Consider the following 24189-nt stretch of genomic DNA (forward strand, 5'->3'; position numbering starts at 1 on the left):
CAACCCCGGAAGGGCCTGGCACTCATGAAGATCGGCATCATCGGCGCGGGCAACATCGGCGGCAACCTCACCCGGCGGCTCACCGCCCTCGGTCATGACGTCTCCGTCGCCAATTCCCGCGGTCCGCACACACTCACCCCGCTCGCCGAGGAGACCGGGGCGACACCCGTCAAGGTCGAGGACGCGGCACGCGGCGCCGAGCTCGTCGTGATCACGGTCCCGGTGAAGGCGGTCCCGGACCTGCCGTCCGGGCTGCTCGACGAGGCGGCGGACGGTGTCGCCGTCCTCGACACCGGCAACTACTACCCTCAGCAGCGCGACGGCAGGATCGCCGCGATCGAGGACGAGGGCCTCACCGAGAGCCGCTGGACGGCCCAGCAGATCGGCCACACCGTCATCAAGGCCTTCAACGGCACCTACGCCCAGGACATCCTGGACCGCCCCCGACCGGCGGGCGCCCCCGACCGCATGGCCCTCCCGGTCGCCGGCGACGACGAGGCAGCCAAGCGCGTCGTCCGCGCCCTCATCGACGACCTCGGCTTCGACACCGTCGATGCCGGCGGCCTCGACGACTCCTGGCGCCAGCAGCCCGGCACCCCGGTCTACGGTCTCCAGGAGGGCCTCGACGCGGTGACGAAGGCCCTCGCCGAGGCACCCCGGGAGCGCTCGGCGGACTTCCGAGCCTGATCCCGGGCGCTCCAGGTGTTCTGTCCCGGGAGGTTGTGGACGGTGATGAGGCGTCGCAGCTCCCCTCCGACCTGATCCGTCGGACAGGCCCTAGACGATGCGCAGGGGCTGGTGCGGCCCGTCCGGCAGCTCGACCTCGACCGGGTCCCCGGGCCGCACCACGCCGCCTTCCCGTACGACACTCATGACACCGGACTTGTGGACGACGCCTCCGTCGCCCCCGTCCTGCCTCCCGACGACCTGCTTGAGCAGCCCCTTCCGGAAGTTGTCGATCTGCGCGCACGGATTCCGCAGCCCGGTTATCTCGACGACGGCCTCGTCCCCGAGGCGCAGCAGCGCCCCGACCGGCAGCCCCAGCAGATCGACCCCCCGAGTGGTGACGTTCTCCCCGAGCTCCCCGGGAGCGACGACGAATCCGGCCTCGCGCAGTTCGTCGAACAGCTCCTCGTGCATGAGGTGCACCTGTCGCAGATTCACCTGCGACGGATCCTTCTCCATCCGGAACCGGTGCTTCACCGTCGTGCCGGCATGCACGTCCCCCTCCACCCCGAGCCCGGCGAGCAGCCTGATGCTCTCCCGATTCGGCTTGGTGAACGAGTACGTTCCGTTGCTGCTGACCGCTGTGACGGTCCCACCCATGTCCTGCTCCCCGCTCGGCTGATGGCATGATCACGTCCGTGACCAGCGAAACCGTAAGGCACGCCACCAAAAAGTACGTCCTGTTCGACGTCGACGGCACGCTGATCGACGCGGTGGACAACCAGCGCCGTGTCTGGGGATCGTGGGCGACGCGTTACGGGCTGAACCCTCAGCAGGTCCACCGCGTGGCGCTGCGCACCCGCCCCATGGAGACCTTCGCGACCGTCGCCCCGGATCGCGACCCGCGGGAGTGCCTGGCCGCCCTGCACGAGTTGGAGGACGAGGACGTACGCACCGGCGTCTACTCCGCCTTCGAGGGTGCCGCGGAACTGCTCGCCGTACTGCCGCCCGGGTGCTGGGCGCTGGTCACGTCGAACTACGAGCACCGGGTGCGCGGCCGGTTCGCCCGGACCCATCTCCCCGTTCCCCAGGTGGTCGTCGACGCCGCCGCCGTGGAGGAGGGCAAGCCGTCGCCGGTGCCCTACCTGCTGGCGGCGAAGCTCCTCGGCGCCGAGCCGGCGGACTGTCTCGTGGTGGAGGACGCGCCGTCGGGAGTGGAGGCCGGGCTGCGCGCCGGCATGACGGTGTGGGGAGTCAACGCTCCCGAAGTGGACGGCGTCCACCGCCACTTCGGGAGCCTGCGCGAGGCCGTACCCGAGATCCTGGCCTTCGCGGCCGGGGAGCGCTCAGCCGCCGCCCGCCCAGTCGACTAGCGCCGCCTTGCCGGCGAAGTCGGCGACGTCCTTGTCCAGGGGGTCGGCGGTGTACTGGTGGAAGCGCCACTTCGCCTGGATGCGGGGCTTGCCCGCGGTCACGTAGTCGGCGATCCACAGGCCGTCGCCCGCGTACGAGGTGGTGTCGACGTTCAGCCAGTAGTTGCGGTTGGTGTAGAGCACGACCCGGTGATCGGGGCGGAGTTCCTTCACCTTGCGGAGGAAGCGGTCCTTCTCCGCGTTGCTCGCGTGGGTGCCGTCGCCGGTCGTCTCCCAGTCGACGGCGAGCAGGTCGCCCGCCTTCTCCGGGGCCTTGCCGACGAAGTACTTCGCCTGCGCCGTGATGTTGCCGGGCCACAGGAAGTGGTAGAAGCCGACCACGCAGTCGGCGTCGCGGGCCGTCTTCACCTGGGCGGTCAGCTTCGGGTTGACGTACGAGCGGCCCTCCGTCGCCTTGATGAAGACGAAGGAGAGGCCGTCGGTGTCGTACGAAGAGGACTGGTATGCGCTCACGTCGATGCCGCGCAGCATGGGGACTCCCTGAAGTGCCGGTGGGGGGAGCAGGAGTTGTGGTTGATTCCTGCCCCACCCTGGCACGCGCGATCCCCGCTCGCGGTGGGAACCTCAGCCTCTGGTGGCCACCGATCGCGGTCCGACGGCTTGTCGGTGCCTCAGCACTCGATGATGTTGACCGCCAGCCCGCCCCGCGCCGTCTCCTTGTACTTGACGTTCATGCTGGCGCCGGAGGCGATCACCCTTTTGACCTGCAGATTCGGCGTCACGTTCTTGATCAACTCGGCTGTTGGGGAGTCCTGGGGGAGAATCCGTAGTTGATCTCGCTCCAGCCATGCGTCCATGGCGTCCTGGCCGCGATGTCCAGCGCCGGGCATGAAATGAGCGTAGTGGTCGAGGGTGACCTTCGGTGTGGAGTGTCCGAGCCCCTGGACAGGCTCACGATCGACTCGCCGGCCTCCAACTGCACGCTGGCGTAGGTGTTGCCGCAGGACATGGAACATGTACCCACGCGGCGCGGCGTAGATCGGGCTCCGCCGGATCCGGCCACCGTCTTCGCGGACCTTCTCGCCCACAGCCTCAATGAGGCCGGCTTCCGGGGAAGGAGGACGAGGCGATCTGGCGGTACTTCGCCGAGACCGCCTTCCCGCCGGAGGGAGAGGTACGCCAGACCCTCGCGGTCCTCGCTGAGGCGGGTCGGCCGCTGTCCATGCCGGCCTTGGAGGCCTCGGTGGATCTGCGGCGCAGCCGGCTGGAGACGATGCTGAAGGTGCTGGACGTGGACGGCCACTGGTTCCGGCTCAGTGGTTCCGGTCATCGCAGGTGACCGGAACCACTGAGCAGGGGCTTTGTGAGCGGTCAGTCGTCGTACATGCCGGCGTAGGGATCCGGCTCGCCGGTCCACGGATCCAGACGCACTGGAGGAGTTCTTCACCACCGGCGCGTGGCTCCCGCCTGCCCTCACACCCGGTCACCTCACCGCAGCAGCCTGAAGATCCGTCACCCCTGCTGAACAGCTACATGCCTGGCGGGCCCCGTCCCCGGCGCCGAATTCCGTTTCCGCGCGGTAGCGGAGAGCGCGTCCGTCTCCTCCCCTCACGCCGACAGCGCGTCAGGACGTCGCGCAGGTCGGGGCCTCGTCCCCGCACGTCGGGCGGAATTGGTCATCCGCGGGAAACCACGCGAATCCCAAACGGGCGAAGATCGTCTTCAAGTTCGACTAGAAAACCACTTAGCGACAGAGCATTCGAGAGGGCCTTCTGCATTCCGGATGAATACTGGGTGGCCTGCGCCAGGAAGGGGGACTCCAGATTTTGAGATCGGATCAATTCTGTCACCTTCGAAGAAATTGAAAGAGGGGATTTCCACTTGATGTACACACCTCCTGCCTCGTCGTCGCCCGCATCGACCTCCACAACCAGCCCTCCAGACCCTTCCGACGCCAAGTTGAAACCATGTGCCTTGAGTGCTTCTACGGCAAGGTCAGCCAATTCCTGAACGTGGCGGAGGGCGTCTTCACCCATACGGTTGACCACAGCAAATCTCCTTTTCCGTCGACTGAGGGGTTCGGTGGCAGGAATAACATTCCTGCCACCGAACCCCAAGGATTCACGGCCCGGTCACTCCGGTACCACTAGTACCCCTTTGCCCGCCTGATCATCTCACTGAGCAATTCGTTCGATTGCTCGTTCATCAAGCGTCCCAACTCTGTTGTCTTGGTATGCCACGGAACGGACCAGGAGATCGGCGTTCCGTTGTCCAGAACCTTTGCCAGCATGGGGTCGCACTTGTCAGGGCACGGCTGCCGTTCACTGTACAGTGCCCTGATTTTACTCGGGTCGATCTTCATGGCCTTGAGTTGGGCCAGAACATCATCCTCCGAGTGATATTCCTTGCCGTTTACCTTGCCCTTACTGAACCCGACCACGGGCTCATCCAGGCCCTCCACCCACGCTGCGGCAACATTTCGCCCATCGCCGACTCCGGATTTCGTACGGGCATTGAAAGCCGCGCGACTCAGGTCGTCGCTGTTGTACGAAATCTCTCCACTGGATGCAGAAAACCCGCCGGACGAAGAATCCGAATCTGCACTGCGGAGGTTGCCAAGATCCTTGCCGAGTTCGGAGGCGCTGTCCCAGAAGCCCTTGGCCGACGCGGCTGCGAGGCCGGCCCCGGATACTGCTGTCGCAGCGCCGAGCCCACAAGCGAGCCCGAGTGTTTCGATCCCGCCCGCAACACACTCGGCACCGCCCAGGACCACGGCGCCAGCGCCTCCGATCATGCCCCCGCCGCTGAGCAGCAATCCGCCCAGATCACTGGCGGCATCGCTCAAGGTGTCCGAGTTCTCGGAGAACCAGTCGCCCACGGAGGACGCGGCGTCCGAGCACCAGTCGCACCAGCCATGTCCGTCCAGCTCGATGCGGCTGGTGGGGTTTCCGCCGGTGAAGGCGTATCGGTTACCGGTGAACGGATCACTGCCGAGGTTTATGTCGGCGAGGGCTCCGTTGTACATGTCCCGGGTGGTGAAGCGGTTCAGGCCCGGGTTGTAGTCGCGGAAGCCCATGTCGTACGTGCCGGACTGGGCGTCCCACCGCTTGGCGTTGAAGCGGTACGGGTTGTACTCCTCCTTCGTGGGGTCGGCGGCGTCCGGCTTGTCGATGCCGGTGAACTCGGAGTCGTCGTTGCTGCCGTACGCGGTGTAGCCGTACGTGGCCTTCGTGTCGCCGTTGTCGTCCGTGAGGGTCTCGACGTCGGTGTGGCTGTTGTAGCCGTAGTAGCCGTCCTCGGTCGTGCCGTCGGTGTTGTGCTTGACCTGCGACAGGCGTTCGCCCCACGGGCTGTACTGGTAGGACTTGGTCAGCTCGCCGACGACCTTCTCGTCCAGGACCTCGCTGGAGAGGCCCAGGTAGTCGAAGTCGGTGGTCTTGCCGTCCGCCGTCTTCGAGGCGGTGCGGTCCAGCGGGTCGAAGGTGTACGTGGTGGACTTCATCGCACCCGTGTCGTCCATCTTCTGGGACTCCACGACGTGGTCGAAGCCGTCGTACACGCTCCGGGAGATGATCTCGCCGCCCGAGGTCACCGATTCCTGGCGGCCGAACGGGTCGTAGTTGTAGTTCGCCGTCGAGCCGCCCGTGCTCGCCGAGAGGAGCCGGTTGCGGTCGTAGGTGTAGGTGCTGGTCGTGCCCTTGACCGTCTGGTTGATGACGTTGGCGTTGTCGTCGTGGACGTACGTGTCCGTCCCGGCGCCGTTGCCGGTCTTCACCGACTTCGCCAGCCGGTCGGCCGGGTCATAGGTGTAGTCCGTGGTCGAGGACAGATATGCGGCGTGGTCGTCGGCGTTCATCTTCTTCGCCACGTCCTGCGCCCTGTTCCCGTTCGGGTCGTAGGCGTAGGTGTGCGAGGAGACGAGAGTGCCGGAGCCCTTCTTCTCCGTCGTCGACTTCAGTGCACCGTCGAGGTAGTAGGTGTAGTCGACTGTGTTGTTGTTGGCCTTGGTCTCCTGGAGCTTCTGGCCGCGCGGCGTGTACGTGTACGACGTGACCTTCGGTGAGGCGTCCGACGCAGTCTTGCCGACCGATACCGATTTCACCAGTTCGCGCAAGTCGTAGGTGTACTTGCTGTATTGGTCGGGGTGGTCGACCGTCTCCGGCTGGCCGTTCGCGTCGTACGTGTACGACGTGGACGTCTGTTCAGTGCCCGACGTCGACTCGGCGACCTTCTGGATCTGGTTCAGGCCGTCGTACGCCACCGCGTAGCCGTCGATCTTCGCGCCCGGTGACAGGTCGTCGATCGACGTCAGGTTGCCGTTGACGTCGTAGCCGTAGCTGAAGTTGTGCTTCTCGTCGTCCGTCTCACCGGAGTTGTCGCGGACCAGCTTCACACCGTCAGCGACGACCGTGCCGCCGCTGTTCTCGGCCAGCTCCAGCTTAGCGTCATTGCCCTGCGTGAAGGTGTACGAGCCGAGCGAGACCCACGAGCCGGTCGACTTCGTCTGGTCGACGGTCTTGTCCACCGAACCCGACGCGTGCGTCAGCGTGTACTTCGCCGCCGTCGCCGCGCCATCCACCGTCGGGTACTTCACGTACGCGGTGTACGTGCCGTCCGTCGGGATGTTGAGCATCCACGTGAACGCGTCCGTGCCGCTGCCCGCCGCATGCGTGGCGTGGTCGTAGCCCTGCTGACCGGTGATATCTCCCTTCGTCCAGGTACCGGTCGAGGAGGTGTTCTGGGTATCGGAGTTGTCGACGAGGACCACCGCGCTGCCCACCGGCACGCCGTCGTCGGACTTCGACTTCAGTTTGCCGTCCGGGTAGTACGACCACGTCATGGTCCGGTTCGAGGACCCGCCGGCCGAGGTCAGCGTGCGCTTGGTCTGCTCGCCCAGGTCGTTGTAGTCGTAGGTGGTGTCGATGTCCCACGGGTCCGTGGACGACTTGACCCAGCCGTTGTCGAAGTAGCTGTGCGTCGTGTCGTTGCGGACCGTCTGGCCCTCCGACGGCGGCAGCGACGTCTTCGCCACCCGGCCCACCGCGTCGTACGACGTCTGGGTGTAGACGTCCGGCTTGTTGTAGCGGGCGTCGTTCGGGTCGTACGGCTGGTACTGCTTGACCGGGCGGTTCAGCGCGTCGTACTCGGTCCGGGAGGCGAAGTCGTCGGCCGTCGACGTCTCCGTGCCGCGCGGGGTGATCACCTTGGTGGTGTTGCCGACCTGGTCGTACTCGTACTTCGTCGTCCGATAGGTGATGGTCGACGTGCCGACGTGCGGGACCTTGACCTCGGTCTGCTTGCCCCGCTCGTCGTAGGTGATCGTGGTGGTGTTGTTCTCGGCGTCCGTGGTCGACGTGACCAGCGAGTCCTTGTCGTAGCCCCGCTCGGTGACGTTGCCCGCCGCGTCGGTGACCTGCGTGACCCGGTGGTCCAGGTCGTAGGCGGTCTTCGACGTGTAGTCGTCCGGGTCGGACGTGGCGTTCTTCTTCGGGTCGACGACCGTCGTGACATTGCCGACGTTGTCGTACGCGTAGGAGATGGTGTCGCCTGCCGCGTTGACCACTGACGTGAGCTGGTAGATCGCGTCGTAGGCGTTGCTTGTGACGTAGTCGTCCGGGTCCGTCGTGGTCAGCGTGCCCTTCGGCTCCGTCGCCGACTTCAGGTTGCCGACCTTGTCGTAGGTGTAGGTCGTCGTCCGCTCGTCGGAGGTGGAGGTGTCCTTCGGCGCGGTGGCCGATGTGACCTGGTCCGCGTCGTCGTACGCGGCAGTCGAGACCGCACCGTTGGGCGCCGTCGACGTGGTCACGTTGTTGTTCGCGTCGTACACCGGAGCTGGGGTGGTGATGAAGACGCCCGCGTCCTGGTCCCTGGGCACCGTGGCCGCCAGCGGACGCCCGAAGGTGTCGTACGTCTGCGTGGTCTTCTTGCCCAGCGCATCGGTCACCTGGGTGACCTGGCCGCGCTCGCCGTACACGTACGAGCTCGACTTGCCCAGCGCGTCGGTGATCGTCGCCGGGTAACCCGTGGGACCGAAGTCCTTGTTGGTAGTCGGGTTGCCGTTGGCGTCGGTCGCCTTGGTCAACTCGCCGTAGGAGTCGTACTCGTACGACGTGGTGTACGTACCGTCACCGGCCACGACGCCCTTGGGGTCTGTGACCGTCTTCAGGTTGCCGAAGCTGTCGTACTCGAACTGCCAGGCGCGGCCCTCCGGGGAGGTCTTGCGGAACAGGTCGGCCGAGAAGCCGTCGGCGCGCGTCTGGTACTCGTACTTGGCCGCGTTGGCCGGCCACTTGGAGGTGTCCGACACACAGGTGGTCGCCTGGTCCGGTACCCCCGCCGTGTTGTTCTCCGCGTCGCGCTGCCAGAGCGGGTAGCCCGTCTTCTGGTCGTAGCAGTACGCGGTCTTGGCGCTGTTGTCCTCCTCCAGGTAGGTGACGTTGTTGTCGGCGTCCCAACTCGTCTTTGATGTCTGGGACTTGGCGTTGGTCGTCTGGACGGCACGTCCGAAGTCGTCCGTCACGTACTTCGTGGCGTGCGTCTCGGCGTCGGTGACCGTGGTGTCGGTGAACTTCGTGTTCGCCGTGTCCGCCGCGTACGCGAAGCCCGTGTCCCCCTGCAGACGGTCCGTGATCGTCTTCGTCCACCAGTGGTACTTCGGGTCGTCACCCGTCTGCGGGGCGTAGTACGCCAACTGCGTCGCATGACCGCGCGGGTCCGCCGCCTTGACCAGCTTGACGTTCTTGTTGCCCTGGGTGGCGTCGTAGGTGAACTTGAAGACCTTCGGCTGGGACGAGCCGTCACCGTCGGTGAACTGCCCCAGCAGGCCCTTCGTCGTGTAGAAGAAGGAGACCTTGCGGCCCGAGATGTCCGTCATGGACTTCACGTGGTCGTAGATCTTGGAGTTGGTCAGGTTGCTGCCGGTGGCCTTGGCGCCCGTGTCGTCGATGTAGTCGTACGACGCGTCGCCCTTCTTGTAGTAGTCGACCGTGAGGGACTGCCGGCCCGCCGGGTCGGTGATGTACGTGAGGAACTTGGTCGGCTTGTTGTTGGACTTGCGCTCCTCGTACGTGAACGTTTGCGTGTTGCCGTTCTTGTCGACCGTGGACGTCAGGTAGCCGTCGCAGCCGAAGAGGAACCGCGTGCCGTCCGGGCGCAGCAGCGTCCACGCGTCCGGGACCGGGTCCTTGTCCGGTGTGCAGTCCAGGCCCGTCTTCATCGTGACCTTGTAGTGGACGCCGGCCGGGGCCTTCCACGACCCGTCCTGCTGCTTGGTGAAGACGTGCGTGGTCCCGTCGCCGTCCGGGAGACGGATCTCCGTCGGGTTGGGGTTGGGGTGGAAGTCCAGCGGCGCGCCGAGGCGGATGGGACCGGCGGCCTGTCCGGACCAGCCCGCACCCAGCACCGTGTCGGACGTGTCCAGCGAGTTGTACGAGAAGCGGGCGAAGGTGCTCAGACCACGGCCCGGGTTCGTGAACGCGTTGTACGACCAGACCGTGTTGCCCGACGCCAGGTTGTTCATGACCGTCGAGCCGGCGCCCGTGTTCTTCCCGGTGTAGGAGTAGAACTTCTCCAGGCCGAGGGTGTCGGAGGTCGGGTCCTCCACTGCCACGTTCTGCTTCAGCGGCTGGATCGAGGTGTTCGTCACCGACAGCCAGCTGCCGTCGGAGACCTTCCTGACGTCCCAGCCGAGCACATAGTCGGTGCGCTTGTTGCCCGCGTCGGAGTTGATCGGTGTGGCGACCTGCGCCTGGATCGTCGCCGACTGGCCGGGATTCAGGGCCGGGATCGCCGTGGACAGCTGGTTGCCGCCCGTCGTCACGTCGGTGCCGTCCGGCAGCTCCCAGGTGTACGACAGCTCCCGCTCACCCGCCGCCCAAGCGGAACTGGTGGTGTTGGTGACCGTGAAGTCCACCGTGTAGGTGGAGTTCGGGGTCATGCGGGACGGGGTGGTCGGAGCGTAGTACGTGTCCGCGGTCGTCGAGTCGACGTAGATCACGCGCAGGAGCGGGCCGAGCTGCGGGTCGGCCGCCTCCGAGGCCAGGAACAGGGTGCGCTCCTGCGGGCCGGTGGAGGACTCGTCCTTCACCTTGACCAGGGCGCCCTGATTGCTGGACGGTGTCGTGGTCCACCCCTGGGTCAGCGAGGTCGCGTCCCACCAGTGACGGCCCACCTCCGACACCGAGCCGACCGTGTCGGACACGGTGCCCGAGAAGTCGCCGCCCGCCGTCGTCCACGCCGTACTTGACGACGCGTTGTTCCAGGTCGCCGTCGTCTCGTCGAAGTCCCGGTTCAGCCCGTGCAGTTCGTAGATCGCGCCGTTGGTGCCGGTGGTGGTCTCCGCGCCCCACATGAACAGCCGCGACTCCAGCACCGTCGCCGTCGTCGGAATGGCGCCGGTGTCGAACTTCAGCGCCGCGCGCGCCTTGCCGTAGGTGGTGGAGTCGTTGCCCGCCTCCAGCCACTTCTGTCCCACGCCGAACGACTGGATGGCGTCCTGGTTGGTGGCCGGCTGCCCGGAGGCCAGGGTCGTGTCGGTGACGCCCGACGTGCCCTGGATGAGCCGCATGGTGCGGCCCGCCTTGGGCACGCCCACGATGCGGGTCGGCGAGCCGAGCAGCTGGCCGTTCTTCGTCTTCACCGCGAGCTGGTAGTAGTACGACCGCCCGATCTCCGCCGAGGAGGAGTCCGGAGTCGGGGTCGCGGTGGTGTCGGTGTAGGCCGTCGCCGACTTGTCGACCGGGGCGACCAGGGTGGCCGCGGACGGCGTGAACGTCTGCTGCGTGGAGCGGTGCAGCTGGTACTCGGCGATGTCGTAGCCGGGGTCGCCGGTGGTGTTGGTGTACGCCTTCCAGCTCAGCTCAGCTCCGGGCCGGTGGAGTGGATCACGGTCGGCGAGTTCAGCGTGGTGCCGACCTTGCCGTAGGTGACCGTCAGCCGCGGGATCGTGGAGGTCTCGCCGCCGTAGTCGCCGTCACCGGACTCGTAGCGGGGGCCGCCGGTCGGGGCGGTGGACGACTCGTCGGTGGCCTTGAGCACGAAGCCGTTGTTCGTCGACGTGCCGTCCAGCCACTGCTGGACGGTGTCGGTGACGGGGAACTTGTGCCACTGATTGTACTCGCCGGTGTTCTTCACGATGGACGCCGGGTTGGTGAAGCGGACCGCGTCCGCGATCACCGCCGTGGTCGAGGACGCCGGGCCGTCGCCCAGGACGACCTTGCCCGCCGTGCCCTTGGCGAAGCTGATCTGCGAACCGCCGTTCAGCGCGGCCCACACCCCGTTGGTGCCCGACTGCTGGTTCACCGTGTAGGTCGCGGTGCCGTTCTTCGACGTCACCGTGTACGGCGCGTTGGTCGCCCGGTCGGTCGCCGCCACGTAGTGCGCCTCGACCTTGTAAGTGCCCGCGTCCTTGATCTCCGGCTGCCAGGTGTAGGTGTCCCCGGCGACGGTGTCCTTGTTGTAGCGGTAGTCGCCGCCGATCGCGTACTGCGTCAGCGTCGAGCCGGAGGCCGGCCAGGAGCCGGACGCGGCCGTGGTGCCCGCGTCGCCGTCGTCCACCTGCACGCTGGTGCCGGACAACTCGCCCACCAGGGAACTGGCGTTGGACCAGGTCGCCGTCGACTCGTCCCATGCGCCGGTCGCCCGGTAGGCGCCGATGGTGACGTCGTTGGCGTTGGTGGTGTGCGCCTGGTCGAAGTACATCTCCAGGCGCGCCGAGTCGATCGTCGTGCCCGAGGGGATCTCGCTCAGCGGGAACTTGATCAGCGACCGGGCGGTGCCTGTGTCGGTCTTGCCGGCCGACAGCTTCCAGGTGGTGTTGAAGTTCGTCGACGCCTGGTCGGAGAGGACCATGGTGTCCTGGGAGTCGGCCGGCGAGGGCGCGATCGTGATCGTCGGGTCGATGACCACCGGGTACTGACGCTCCTTCGACGCCAGCCACTTCGCGTCCGGCGTGACGGTCAGCTTCCAGGACTTACCGTCCTTGGTGAGCTTCTGGCTGACCTTGGTGCTGTACGTCTCCCCGAAGACCGACTTGTCGGCCTTCTTCGCGTCCGTCATGTAGGGCGCCGGGATCACCAGCTCGGGCGTGTGCGGCAGCTCGCCGTACAGCGCGATCGAGCCGTCCTTGCGCGCCTTCGGGGTCAGCCCGGCCGTGTCCAGGGTGAAGGTGAACTTCAGCGGTCCGTCCGGGCGTTCGGCCAGGGTGATGTTCTCCTTCACCCGGCCCGGACCGACGGCGTACGCGAGGTCCGCGCCGTGCGCCACATCCTCGTACGTGACCGTGGAACCCTTGGCCTTCGGCTTCAGCGAGCCGTCCGCACCGTCGAGGCCGAGGGTGACCGAGCGGCCGGACGGCGACTGGAAACGCACCAGCCGGTCCGCGTCCGCACCGAACCAGCTCCGGCCCTCGTTCGTCGTGTTGGCGAACTCGAAGCCCTGCGCCCCGCTCTCGCGGACCGTCGTGTCGATCGGCTTCCAGGTCGCCTTCTTGCCCGACCCGGACCGGAAGGACGTCGGCACCGCCGACAGCTCCGCCTGGACGCTGCCGTCCGACATCTGCCAGAACCGCGCAGACGCCGTGCGCTTGCCCGTCAGCTCCTTGACCCGCACGGCCTTCGGGGCGTTCTTGCCCTTCGGCAGTTTCTGCCGGTCGGCAATCCCCAATTCGTCATGCGACGGCGGCTTTTCGTTTCCCTTGCTATCATCCGCGAACCAACCCTTGACGGTGTCGACGATTCCCTTGTCGTCACCGTCCGAGGCGGGTGCGGCATAAGCGACCTGGGGCAGCGCGGTACTCGTCACCGCGGATACCACCAGGCACGCTATGAGCCTGCCCAATCTGGGTCTCACGCCAAGCCTTTCCTCATGCGTCGTGGACTAAACACGCCGCCGAAAACCCGCCCCTGTCTGCCGGATCGAGAAGTCATGCGCAGCGGCGCCGGATTTCTAGCCAGTTCGCCGACGCAGTGTCAAGCGACCGCATATTGCGGTCGCTTGACGCTCTTTACGGGCACTTGAGGCCAATCCGGGCCCGCCGGATATCCGATATTTCCGGTCGCCGGCCAGCGGCGCGCGGCATCGTGTATAACCGCCGGGCTCCCACCCGAGCGCCGATATCCCGAACGTCAATATTTCCAAGGGGGATAATTCATGGGCGGCACAACCCGGGAATCCAAAACGCCCCGGCCCGACGCCGGAGAACCGGACATCCGCACAGATCAGGATCTGGCCGACACGCGTGCGGGCTCGAAATCCGCAGATGACACAGGGCCCGCGCAAGCCCCCGCCGCTGGGCGGGCGGCGGACGGGCAGCGGCAGGCGGAACCGGGCGATGCCACACCGGCGACCGCCAGGCCACCGAGCCGAGGGCGTGCGGACCGTGCCGGCCTGATCGCCGGCGGTGCGATGCTGGCCGCCTGCGCCGGACTCGTCCTGTATGGCGTGCTCAACACCGGCCCCAGCGGCGGCAAGCCGGAGCACCGGCCCCCCACCGCCGCGGTCACCTACGAGATCACCGGCACCGCCGACATCAGCTACCAGGCCCGCAGCGCCACCGGAAAAGCCACCGTCGTCAAAGCCGCCGCCCTGCCGTGGCACAAGAGCGTGGAAGTTCCCCTCGGCCGGGACCCCATCGTCAGCATCACCCTCGGCGACAACGGCGGCCAGGCCCGCTGCACCCTCACCATCCGCGGCCACTACATCCAAAGCGCCACCGCCACCGGCCACTTCGGCCGCGCCACCTGCACGGGCTCACTGCCCGCACCGGACGAGCCGGCCGGCCAACCCGATCAGTAGCAGTGACCTGCGTCACTTGGCCCGGCCCGGCGGTGATGTTCCGCGGGTGCTGTGCGCTGGGTGAAGGCAGGCCACCTGAGCGACAGGTGTGCCTTACGTGACTTTTCTACGAGGTGGATTACATCTTGAATCGCCGCACGTCGCACGCTTACAGACCGCTGAGCCTGAACGAAGAGCCTGGCTGACCATCGGTGCCGTGGTCCTGGGAGGCGGGGGCGTGGCGACGTACGCCCTGGCCAGCCCGTCCGGCGATCACGGCGCGGCGGGCCGGGCCAAGCGGCCGGTCAAGGTCTACGACCTCGCGCTGAAGGGCACCGGCAACGGCAGGCGCACGCTGCCGCAGACCGGCACCGAGCAGTTCTCGATGCTCGGTGTCTCCTGGAACGGCGGCGCCAAGAAGATCGACGGCACCGCGCAGGTGCGCACCCGCGGTCTCGACACCGGCCAGTGGAGCGACTGGCAGAACCTGGACCTGGACGAGGACCCGCCGGAGGATGTGAAGCCCGGTATGCGCGGGTCCTCCGAGCCGATCTGGGTCGGTCCGTCCGACGGTGTCCAGGTGCAGCTCGTCGCCCAGGACGGCACCGCGACCGCCGCTTTGCCCAAGGGGCTTCAGGTCAACCTGGTCGACCCTGGCGTGGTGACCAACGGCGAGTCCAGGGCCGTTGACACCGAGGTGGAGCCCGCCGCGTACGCCGAGGACGCCACCCCTGGTGCCACGGACTCCGCGTCCGCGTCGCCCACCGCTGTCGACGCGCCTTCGGCCTCCGGCTCCGCGTCCCCGTCGGACTCCGCCACGCCGGCCGACTCCACGTCGCCCACCGAGACCGCGTCCCCGAGTGACTCCGTTTCGCCGTCGCCGAGTGAGATCAAGCCGACCGCGCCGCCGTCCACCGTCACCGAACCCCCCATCCTCAGCCGGGCGCTGTGGGGCGCCGACGAGTCGATGGTCGACGACCCGCCCTCGTACATCGACAAGGTCCAGGCCGTCTTCGTGCACCACACGGTCGGCACCAACAGCTACAGCTGCGCCCAGTCCGCGTCGATCGTGCGCGGCATCATGGCGTACCACGTGCAGGTCAACGGCTGGAACGACATCGGCTACAACTTCCTGGTCGACAAGTGCGGCCAGATCTTCGAGGGCCGCGCGGGCGGCGTCGACCTGCCGGTGATGGGCGCGCACACCTACGGCTTCAACAGCTACTCGGCCGGCATCGCCGTCCTCGGCGACTTCCAGGGCGACACGGCCAAGGGCATCGCGGCGGGCCGGCCGACCCGCGCCACGCTGGAGTCGGTGGCCCGCCTCGCCGCCTGGAAGCTGGGCCAGTACGGCGGTGACCCGAAGGGCACGGTCACGCTGACCGCCATGGAGGACACCGGCGTCTGGAAGAAGGGCCAGCAGGCCACCCTCAACCAGATCTCCGGCCACCGCGACGCGTACGCCACCGAGTGCCCCGGCGACGCCATGTACGCCAGGCTCGGCGAGATCCGCCGCTTCGCCGCGAGCGCGGGCGCAGGCTCCGCGATGGCGACCGCCGACTTCAACCGGGACGGCATCAACGACCTGGTCGCGGGCGTGCCGCGGGAAGGCAGCAGCTCCGGTGAGGCCGTCGTGGTGCCGGGCGGCACCGACGGCCCGGTCGCCGCGGGCGAGATCAAACTCACCCAGTCCAGCCCGGGCGTGCCCGGCTCCTCCGAGTCCGGGGACAGCTTCGGCGCGTCCACCGCGTGGGGCGATGCCAACGGCGACGGGTACGCCGACCTCGCGATCGGCGCGCCCGGCGAGGACGACACCTCCGGCCACGCGGACCGCGGCGCGGTCACCGTGCTGTACGGGCCGGGGCTGAACTCCGGCTACATCTACGGCACGTCGGGCGTGACGATGAGCGGCGCCCACCTCGGTGCGGCCGTCACGGTCGGCGACTTCAACGCCGACGGCAAGGCGGACGTCTTCTCGGCGGGCACCGGCAACAGCGGCAGCTGGAACGCCCACCTGACCGGTGGCGCCACCCAGTACGGCAAGCTGACCAGTGCCACCGGCTCGGTCGCCTACCTGGATGCCGCCACCGGCGACTTCAACCGTGACGGGTATGCGGACGTGGCCCTCAACTACCGCGACCAGTCCGGCACCGGCCGCGTCACCTGGTTCAAGGGCACCTCCTCCGGCCTGGTCAAGGTCAGCGTCCTGTCCGTCAAGGGCGGCCGGTCCATTGCCGCGGGTGACGTCAACGGCAACGGCTACGACGACATCGTCATCGGCCAGCCCTACACCGCCGAGTCCGGCGCCCATGCGGGCGGCCAGGTCACGATGGTCCCCGGCACGTCGACCGGCTTCACCACCACCGGCATGAAGACGATCCACCAGGACACCAGCGGGGTCCCGGGGGCCGCCGAGGCCGGCGACGCGATGGGCGCCTCCGTGTCCGTCGGCGACTTCAACGACGACGGCTACGCGGACGTCCTGGCTGGCCTGCCGGGCGAGGACATCACCCGCAGCGGCACCAACCAGTCCAACGCGGGCATGACCGAACTGCTGCGCGGCTCCTCCAGCGGTCTGACCGGCTCCGGCGCCAAGGCGATCAGCCAGGACACCTCCGGCGTCCCCGGCGCGACCGAGCCCGACGACAAGTTCGGCTCCGCCGTCGTCCTGCAGGACCTCTCCGGCTGGGGCCGCGCCGACTTCGCCATCGGCGCCGAGGGCGAGAACAGCTACGACGGCACCATCCTCCAGCTGGACTCCGGCAGCTCCGGCATCGACATGAGCGGTGGCGTCTACTACGGCCGCACCACCCTGGGCACCCCCGCGGGCGCCCACCTCGGCCAGACCCTCACCCCGTAACCCACAGCGGCACACCAGCACGTGGGCCGGGCCCTCCACCAGGCAGGGCCCGGCCCACGTCCGGTGTCCGGCCACGACCGCGAACGGGCAGGCAGCCGCGTCCGGCGGACGCAGCATCAGTCGGTCAGGCGCCGAGCGCACCGTCCCGCGGACCGTGGCCCGGTCCTCGGGGAACCGGGCGGGGTGACCGGCCGGCCGCGACGTCCGTTGTTCGTGCTGCCCGCGGGGGAGTCTGCGAGAGGTGCCCGTCATGGCGCCCGTCTCCTCGTGTCCGCTCGTCGTTCGTCATCCGATCCCTGCAAGGAGCACAACCTGCAGATCCTTCCCTGGCGGGTTCTGAGCGCCGTCCTCGTCCTCGGCGCACTGGCGGCGACGTCCGTTACGCCACCGTCACCGCCTGGGCCAAAGGCTCCTCCGGCTGGAAGGCACAGTTCAGCACGGGCGCGGGGCGGGTCGGCTCCAACGGCGTGACCGGCGGGGCGACCCGCAGGCAGGGCACCTACACCACCCCGACCGGCACCTACACCATCACCGAGGGCTTCGGTATGGAGGCCGGGGGCACCGCCATGCCCTACCACCGGGTCACCGACGACGACTGGTGGGTGGAGGACCCCGAATCGAAGTTCTACAACTCCATGCACGGCGAGCAGGGCGCGGACTTCCAACATGGCCGCGGGCATGGGCAGTGCCCCGCTGCCCGAATCGCCGGATCCGCCGCACGGGGCGAGGTGACGGCGATGCCGCTGACAGGCGGCGCCTCGCGGACCGAGGTCACGACGACCTGGCTGCGCAGGTCCGAACTGCGGCCCAGTGTCCCGGCGTTCCTCGCCACCGCGCGCTCGGCGTTCGAGGAACTGGCCTCCGGGCAGGCCTCCTGACCTCAGTGGTGCCTGGCAGCTCAGGGATTCCCCAGGGACTTTTCAGGGACTTTCACGTCTGTCCCGGGGACGTCCAAGGGACTTTCCACCGGGTAAGCAGGGAAGGCCCCGACAGCGCCGAAAGACACGAACGCACTGGTCAGGGCCTGTTTTCCTAGCACTCGATGATGTTCACCGCGAGCCCGCCCCGCGCCGTCTCCTTGTACTTGACGCTCATGTCGGCGCCGGTTTCCTTCATGGTCTTGATGACCTTGTCGAGGGAGACCTTGTGGGAGCCGTCGCCGCGCATGGCCATCCTGGCGGCGGTCACGGCCTTCACGGACGCCATGCCGTTGCGCTCGATGCAGGGGATCTGGACGAGGCCGCCGACCGGGTCGCAGGTCAGACCGAGGTTGTGCTCCATGCCGATCTCGGCGGCGTTCTCGACCTGTTCGGGGCTGCCGCCCAGGACCTCGGCGAGGGCGCCGGCGGCCATCGAGCAGGCGGAGCCGACCTCGCCCTGGCAGCCGACCTCGGCGCCGGAGATGGACGCGTTCTCCTTGAAGAGCATGCCGATGGCGCCCGCGGCCAGCAGGAAGCGGACCACGCCGTCCTCGTCGGCACCCGGCACGAAGTTGATGTAGTAGTGCAGCACCGCCGGGATGATGCCCGCGGCGCCGTTGGTGGGGGCGGTGACCACGCGGCCGCCCGCCGCGTTCTCCTCGTTCACGGCCATGGCGTAGAGCGTGATCCACTCCATCGCGTGGGCCAGCGGGTCGCCGTCGGCGCGCAACTGGCGGGCCGAGACGGCGGCGCGGCGGCGGACCTTGAGGCCGCCGGGCAGGATGCCCTCGCGGGACATGCCGCGCGACACGCACGCCTGCATCACGCGCCAGATGCCGAGGAGCCCCTCGCGGATCTCCTCCTCGGTGCGCCAGGCCCGCTCGTTCTCCAGCATCAGGGCCGAGATCGACAGGCCTGTCTCGCGGGTCAGCCGCAGCAGCTCGTCGCCGGTGCGGAAGGGGTACTTCAGGACCGTGTCGTCCAGCTTGATGCGGTCCTCGCCGACCGCGTCCTCGTCGACCACGAAGCCGCCGCCCACGGAGTAGTACGTCTTCTCCAGCACGAGCTCACCGGAGGTGTCGTACGCGAAGATCGTCATGCCGTTCGCGTGGTACGGCAGCGCCTTGCGGCGGTGCAGGATCAGGTCGCCGTCGAAGGAGAAGTCGATCTCGTGCTCGCCGAGCAGGTTGATGCGCCCCGAGGACTTGATCTGCTCGACCCGCTCGTCGGCCCTCTCCACGTCGACCGTCCGCGGTGACGCGCCCTCCAGGCCGAGCAGCACCGCCTTGGGGGTGCCGTGCCCGTGCCCGGTCGCGCCCAGCGAGCCGTAGAGCTCGGCGCGTATGGAGGTCACCGGGGCCAGCAGCCCCTCGTTGCGCAGTCGGCGGGCGAACATGCGTGCCGCTCGCATCGGCCCCACCGTGTGGGAGCTGGACGGGCCGATGCCGATCGAGAACAGGTCGAAGACCGAGATGGCCACGGGAACTCCTTGGTGGGTTTCGCCTGACGCCGTTGTCGGGCGGAGGTGGTGCATGGGGCGGGGCACCGCGCTCGGTATCCAGTGTGCGCGGTGCCCCGGACGTTCGTACGAAAGGAACCGTACGAACCAAAACGTACGACAGAAAGCGTACGAAATTACTTCAGGCCGGGGTACAGCGGGTGCTTGTCGGCCAGAGCGGACACCCGGGTCTTGAGGGCCCGCGCGTCGTAGGACGGCTTCAGCGCCTCGGCGATGATGTCCGCGACCTCGGTGAAGTCCTCGGCCTGGAAGCCGCGGGTGGCGAGGGCGGGCGTGCCGATGCGCAGACCGGAGGTGACCATCGGCGGGCGCGGGTCGTTCGGGATGGCGTTGCGGTTGACCGTGATGCCGACCTCGTGGAGGCGGTCCTCGGCCTGCTGCCCGTCCAGCTCGGAGTTGCGCAGGTCGACCAGGACCAGGTGTACGTCCGTGCCACCGGACAGGACGTCCACACCGACGGCCTTGACGTCGTCCTGGACCAGGCGCTCGGCCAGGATCCGGGCGCCGTCGAGGGTGCGCTGCTGGCGCTCCTTGAAGTCGTCCGAGGCAGCGACCTTGAAGGAGACGGCCTTGGCGGCGATCACGTGCTCCAGCGGACCACCCTGCTGACCCGGGAAGACCGCGGAGTTGATCTTCTTGGCCAGCTCGGCCGTCGAAAGGATCACGCCACCGCGCGGGCCGCCCAGCGTCTTGTGGGTGGTGGTCGTGACGACGTGGGCGTGCGGCACCGGGTTCGGGTGCAGGCCCGCCGCCACCAGGCCGGCGAAGTGCGCCATGTCGACCATGAGGTACGCGCCGACCTCGTCCGCGATCCGGCGGAACTCGGCGAAGTCCAGCCGGCGCGGGTACGCCGACCAGCCCGCCACGATCAGCTTCGGCCTGGACTCCTTGGCGAGGCGCTCGACCTCGGCCATGTCGACCTGACCGGTCTGGTCGTTCACGTGGTACGCGACCACGTTGTAGAGCTTGCCGGAGAAGTTGATCTTCATACCGTGGGTCAGGTGCCCGCCGTGCGCGAGGTTCAGACCCATGATGGTGTCGCCCGGCTTGAGCAGCGCGAACATCGCGGCAGCGTTGGCCTGGGCGCCCGAGTGGGGCTGCACATTGGCGTGCTCGGCGCCGAAGAGCGCCTTGATGCGGTCGATGGCGATCTGCTCGACCACGTCGACGTGCTCGCAGCCGCCGTAGTAGCGGCGGCCGGGATAGCCCTCGGCGTACTTGTTGGTCAGGACGGAGCCCTGGGCCTCCATGACCGCGACCGGAGCGAAGTTCTCCGAGGCGATCATCTCCAGGGTGGACTGCTGGCGGTGCAGCTCGGCGTCGACGGCGGCGGCGACGTCCGGGTCCAGCTCGTGCAGGGGCATGTTCAGAAGCGACATGTTCTACGACCTCTCAGCCGGCGGAAAAGGCGGTGTACTCATCGGCGGAGAGCAGGTCGGCCGGCTCCTTGGCGACGCGCACCTTGAACAGCCAGCCGCCCTCGAAGGGCGCGGAGTTCACCAGCGACGGGTCGTTGACCACGTCTTCGTTGATCTCGGTGATCTCGCCGTTGACCGGGGAGTACAGGTCGCTGACCGACTTCGTCGACTCCAGCTCGCCGCAGGACTCACCCGCGGTCACCGTGGAACCGACCTCCGGAAGCTGGGCGTAGACGACATCGCCGAGCGCGTTGGCCGCGAACTCGGTGATGCCGACCGTCGAGACGCCGTCCTCGGCGACCGACAGCCACTCGTGCTCCTTGCTGTAGCGCAGCTGCTGGGGGTTGCTCATGGCCTGAATTCTCCTGTACGCGGGTCAGTGCTGGTGAATGGGGGACTGCTGGACCTGCCGATGAGCAGGGAAGAAGCGCGCGGTGTCGCTTTTGGCTCCTTGTGGACCGCGCTCAGTCTCTACTTCTGACGCTTGTAGAACGGCAGCGCCACGACCTCGTACGGCTCGTGGCTGCCCCGGATGTCCACACCGACCCCGGCCGTGCCCGGAGCGGCGTGCGCGGCGTCGACGTACGCCATCGCGATGGGCTTGCCCAGCGTGGGGGAGGGGGCGCCGGAGGTGATCTCGCCGATCACCTTGCCCTCGGCGACGACCTGGTACCCGGCGCGCGGGACGCGACGGCCCTCGGCGATCAGGCCGACGAGCACCCGCGGCGGGTTCTCGGCGGCGCGCTCGGCGGCGGCCTGCAGGGCGGTACGCCCCACGAAGTCGCCCTCCTTCTCGAACTTCACGACCCGCCCGAGCCCGGCGTCGAAGGGGGTCAGCGAGGTGTTCAGCTCATGTCCGTACAGCGGCATGCCCGCTTCCAGGCGCAGCGTGTCGCGGCAGGACAGACCGCAGGGGACCAGGCCGACGCCCTCGCCGGCCTTCGTCAGTGCCTGCCACAGCTCGACGGCGTGCTCCGGCTTCACGAACAGCTCGAAGCCGTCCTCGCCGGTGTAGCCGGTGCGCGCGATCAGTGCCGGGACGCCCGCGACCGTGCCGGGCAGACCCGCGTAGTACTTGAGGCCGTCCAGATCGGAGTCGGTGAGCGACTTGAGGATGCCGGGGGACTCGGGGCCCTGCACGGCGATCAGCGCGTACGCGTCACGGTCGTCGCGCACCGACGCGTCGAAGCCCGCGGCACGCTCCACCAAGGCGTCCAGCACGACCTGCGCGTTGGAGGCGTTGGCGACGACCATGTAAGCGGTGTCGGCCAGCCGGTACACGATCAGGTCGTCGAGGATGCCACCGTCCGCCTGGCAGATCATGGTGTAGCGGGCGCGGCCCACGCCGACGGAGGCGATGTTGCCGACGAGGGCGTGGTTCAGGAGCTCGGCCGCCTGCGGGCCGGAGACGGTGATCTCGCCCATGTGCGAGAGGTCGAAGAGACCGGCCTTCGTACGGACGGCGAGGTGCTCGTCGCGCTCGGAGCCGTAGCGCAGGGGCATGTCCCAGCCTGCGAAGTCGGTCATCGTCGCGCCCAGCGAACGATGCAGGGCATCGAGCGCGGTGTGACGGGGTGCGTTGCTGCTCATCGGTGGGGCTCCCAAGGCATGACGGCGAGGTCGTTCCTCCCCATCTGTCATCGGAACCTGAGAGGTTCATCACGACCCCGCGAAACGGTGGTCCTGACTTGCACCTTGGGTGGAGCCACTGGTCAGCGGCCCGCTTTTCAGATGTGCCTCGCCCGCGCGGTAACGGGGCCTGAGAGATTCAAGGGAGGGACTTGCTCCTTCGGCGCCCCGGCACGTGGTACGTGACCGGGAACTCTCCCGCGCGGATTCAAGCGGCCGGTATGCAGTTGGCGCGCACATCATTGCACGCGCCGTCCGATCCCGGCAGTCCGCATCTGTGACCGGTCTGTGGCAGTCCGAGTACGCAAACAAGAAGCACCGCGCATTACCTTCTCTTTACACTCGACGGGGATGGGACTCCAGACCCAAGGGGAGGACGATCACGGTGAACAGCACCACCGCGTACGCCACGACCTCGGGCATCGCGCTGCCCGAGCAGCCCGCCGCCCCGGCCCGGGAGGCGTGCGGCCCGCTGCCGACGGCCGTCGTCCGCGACCTCAGGGACCGCGCGGGACACAGCCCGCACGGGCTGCACTTCGGTGCGTACGACCTCGTCGTGGTCACCGGGCTGCCGGGCAGCGGCAAGTCGACGCTGATGCGCCGGGCCGTCACGGGCGCGCGCATCGACTCCCAGGACACCCGCGACCGCTGGGACGAGCGGATGATCCGATGGCTGCCGTACGCGGTCTACCGCCCCCTGGTCCGCGTCGCGCACTACGCCGGACTGCGCCGCGCCCTGCGCTCCGGTGCCGGAGTCGTCGTGCATGACTGCGGTACGCAGGCCTGGGTGCGCCGCTGGCTCGCCCGCGAGGCCCGGCGCCGGGGCGGCGCGCTGCACCTGCTGCTGCTCGACGTCACACCGGGAACCGCCCTCGAGGGCCAGCGCGAGCGCGGCCGCGGCGTGTCGCGATACGCGTTCGCGCGCCACCGCGGCGCGGTCGCCCGGCTGCTGCGCTCCGTGGAGAAGGGCGACCTGCCGGAGGGCTGCGGCTCGGCGGTCCTCATCGACCGGGACGCGGCGGACGTGCTGCGCCGGATCGACTTCGGCGGCTGAAGGACCGTACGAGCCGACGGCGACCCTCTCGTACGAAACAGACGTACGAGATGGCCGTACGAGCCCACTAACCTAGCCAGCCGGAACACCGGAGCACCCGAACAGCGGTTCACAGCAGGCGGTAGACAGATGGACTTCCCCGACTTCCCGGCACAGGCGCACCCCCATCCGCACGGCGGATGGCCAGGCAACGAACTGGAGGAGGTGCTGTCGGCCTCCCTCGGCGTGCCCTCGGCGGGTGCCCGCATCGTCGAGGTCCTCGGCCGCAGCTTCGTCTGGGTGCCCCTGCCGAACGGCGGCGGTCCGCAGTCCGGCCCGCTCGACCTGCCCACCCTGGAGATCGAGGGCCAGGCGTACGTCCCTGTCTTCAGCTCCGAGGAGCAGTTCCGCCAGGTCACCGGCGGCCTCATGTCGTACACGATCGCGCCCGCCGTCGAGTTCGCCCGCGGGCTGCCCCCGCAGGTAGGCATCGCGGTCAACCCGGACGGCGTGGTCGGCGTACCGCTGCCGCCGCTCGCCGTCGCCGAGCTGTGCCGGGCCGGACGGACCCCGCTGGACGGGCCCGCGAGCGGCGGCCGGGTGCGGCTGTTCGAGCCCGACTGGCAGGAGGACCCGGTGGACTTCCTGTCGGCCGCCTCCGCCGAGTTCGCCGAGACCGGCGTCGTGCTGACCGCCCGCCGCTGCCTGGCCGCCATCGAGACCGCCGACCCGGTCATGTTCATCGGCGTGGAACTCTCCCAGTGGGAGGGCGACCTGCGGGCGCTGCCCATGGAGGCACTGGGCCGCGCACTGGGCAGGGTCGCGGTGCAGTGGCCGGTGAACCTCGTCCTCCTGGACGTGGCCCAGGACCCGGTGGGTGAATGGCTGCGCGCCCAGGTGCGGCCCTTTTATCAACACGGCCACTAGGAGCGCCCCGTCAGGGGCGCCGGCTGTGGCATCGTGCGGCTCCGTGGCGTGGGCGCGGTCGACCACGATGAC

General features: G+C 68.3%; 15 protein-coding genes, 3 pseudogenes and 1 riboswitch. Of the genes and pseudogenes, 8 read left to right on the top strand and 10 right to left on the bottom strand.

Going from position 1 to position 24189, the window contains the following annotated elements:
* Positions 1 to 3 precede the first annotated feature (3 nt).
* Positions 4 to 687: pseudogene (locus tag OG390_RS35715) on the top strand (NADPH-dependent F420 reductase); the annotation flags it as partial.
* Positions 688 to 777: 90 nt separating this feature from the next.
* Here OG390_RS35715 and OG390_RS35720 read toward each other — a convergent pair.
* The gene (locus tag OG390_RS35720) at positions 778 to 1326 is read right to left on the bottom strand and encodes an MOSC domain-containing protein (protein WP_406173625.1); all 549 of its coding nucleotides are present in this window, start codon (positions 1324 to 1326) and stop codon (positions 778 to 780) included.
* Between the two features lie 26 nt (positions 1327 to 1352).
* Here OG390_RS35720 and OG390_RS35725 point away from each other — a divergent pair, with 26 nt between their 5' ends.
* On the top strand, positions 1353 to 2039 hold the full coding sequence (locus OG390_RS35725) for an HAD-IA family hydrolase (protein WP_406173627.1): 687 nt from the start codon (positions 1353 to 1355) through the stop codon (positions 2037 to 2039).
* On the opposite strand, the gene OG390_RS35730 is transcribed toward OG390_RS35725, so the two are convergent.
* Complete coding sequence (locus OG390_RS35730) at positions 2013 to 2570, bottom strand: glycoside hydrolase family 25 protein (protein WP_406173628.1); 558 nt, start codon at positions 2568 to 2570, stop codon at positions 2013 to 2015. The genes OG390_RS35725 and OG390_RS35730 overlap by 27 nt on opposite strands.
* 140 nt (positions 2571 to 2710) lie before the next feature.
* Positions 2711 to 2929 carry a hypothetical protein gene (locus OG390_RS35735; protein ID WP_406178395.1) on the bottom strand — a complete coding sequence of 73 codons (219 nt, stop codon included), beginning with the start codon at positions 2927 to 2929 and terminating at the stop codon, positions 2711 to 2713.
* A gap of 215 nt (positions 2930 to 3144) precedes the next feature.
* Between OG390_RS35735 and OG390_RS35740 the strand changes: the two are divergent.
* Positions 3145 to 3360, top strand: a pseudogene (locus OG390_RS35740) (recombinase RecQ); the annotation flags it as partial.
* A gap of 355 nt (positions 3361 to 3715) precedes the next feature.
* On the opposite strand, the gene OG390_RS35745 reads toward OG390_RS35740, so the two are convergent.
* The 3 genes and pseudogenes from OG390_RS35745 to OG390_RS35755 all read right to left on the bottom strand — a co-directional run.
* Complete coding sequence (locus tag OG390_RS35745; RefSeq protein ID WP_406173630.1) at positions 3716 to 4087, bottom strand: hypothetical protein; 372 nt, start codon at positions 4085 to 4087, stop codon at positions 3716 to 3718.
* A 98-nt stretch (positions 4088 to 4185) separates the two neighbouring features.
* Positions 4186 to 4833 carry a nucleic acid/nucleotide deaminase domain-containing protein gene (locus OG390_RS35750; protein WP_406178047.1) on the bottom strand — a complete coding sequence of 216 codons (648 nt, stop codon included), beginning with the start codon at positions 4831 to 4833 and terminating at the stop codon, positions 4186 to 4188.
* A gap of 120 nt (positions 4834 to 4953) precedes the next feature.
* Positions 4954 to 11888: pseudogene (locus tag OG390_RS35755) on the bottom strand (DNRLRE domain-containing protein); the annotation flags it as partial.
* 1299 nt (positions 11889 to 13187) lie between these two features.
* On the opposite strand from OG390_RS35755, the gene OG390_RS35760 reads away from it, so the two are divergent.
* The 3 genes from OG390_RS35760 to OG390_RS35770 all read left to right on the top strand — a co-directional run bounded on the left by OG390_RS35760 (position 13188) and on the right by OG390_RS35770 (position 17549).
* The gene (locus OG390_RS35760; RefSeq protein WP_406173632.1) at positions 13188 to 13832 is read left to right on the top strand and encodes a hypothetical protein; all 645 of its coding nucleotides are present in this window, start codon (positions 13188 to 13190) and stop codon (positions 13830 to 13832) included.
* Between the two features lie 217 nt (positions 13833 to 14049).
* Complete coding sequence (locus tag OG390_RS35765) at positions 14050 to 16671, top strand: FG-GAP-like repeat-containing protein (protein WP_406173634.1); 2622 nt, start codon at positions 14050 to 14052, stop codon at positions 16669 to 16671.
* Positions 16672 to 17138: 467 nt separating this feature from the next.
* On the top strand, positions 17139 to 17549 hold the full coding sequence (locus OG390_RS35770; protein ID WP_406173635.1) for a hypothetical protein: 411 nt from the start codon (positions 17139 to 17141) through the stop codon (positions 17547 to 17549).
* A gap of 154 nt (positions 17550 to 17703) precedes the next feature.
* Here the strand turns inward: OG390_RS35770 and OG390_RS35775 are convergent, their stop codons facing one another.
* The 4 genes from OG390_RS35775 to gcvT form a co-directional block, all read right to left on the bottom strand.
* A complete protein-coding gene (locus tag OG390_RS35775; protein WP_406173637.1) occupies positions 17704 to 19071 on the bottom strand; it encodes an L-serine ammonia-lyase in 1368 nt (455 codons plus the stop codon).
* A gap of 155 nt (positions 19072 to 19226) precedes the next feature.
* Positions 19227 to 20489 (bottom strand): serine hydroxymethyltransferase, encoded by a 1263-nt coding sequence (glyA, locus tag OG390_RS35780; protein WP_406173639.1) that lies wholly within the window; start codon positions 20487 to 20489, stop codon positions 19227 to 19229.
* A gap of 13 nt (positions 20490 to 20502) precedes the next feature.
* A complete protein-coding gene (gene gcvH, locus OG390_RS35785; protein ID WP_406173641.1) occupies positions 20503 to 20880 on the bottom strand; it encodes a glycine cleavage system protein GcvH in 378 nt (125 codons plus the stop codon).
* A 119-nt stretch (positions 20881 to 20999) separates the two neighbouring features.
* Entirely contained in the window at positions 21000 to 22118 is a 1119-nt protein-coding gene (gene gcvT / locus OG390_RS35790; protein ID WP_406173643.1) for a glycine cleavage system aminomethyltransferase GcvT, read from the bottom strand.
* Positions 22119 to 22265: 147 nt separating this feature from the next.
* Positions 22266 to 22368, bottom strand: a riboswitch (glycine riboswitch).
* 168 nt (positions 22369 to 22536) lie between these two features.
* On the opposite strand from gcvT, the gene OG390_RS35795 reads away from it, so the two are divergent.
* A complete protein-coding gene (locus tag OG390_RS35795) occupies positions 22537 to 23211 on the top strand; it encodes an AAA family ATPase (protein ID WP_406178049.1) in 675 nt (224 codons plus the stop codon).
* A gap of 129 nt (positions 23212 to 23340) precedes the next feature.
* Positions 23341 to 24117 (top strand): enhanced serine sensitivity protein SseB, encoded by a 777-nt coding sequence (locus OG390_RS35800; protein WP_406173645.1) that lies wholly within the window; start codon positions 23341 to 23343, stop codon positions 24115 to 24117.
* The last annotated feature ends 72 nt before the right edge of the window (positions 24118 to 24189 follow it).

The organism is Streptomyces sp. NBC_00996 (assembly GCF_045162675.1).
In the GTDB taxonomy this organism is placed as follows: domain Bacteria; phylum Actinomycetota; class Actinomycetes; order Streptomycetales; family Streptomycetaceae; genus Streptomyces.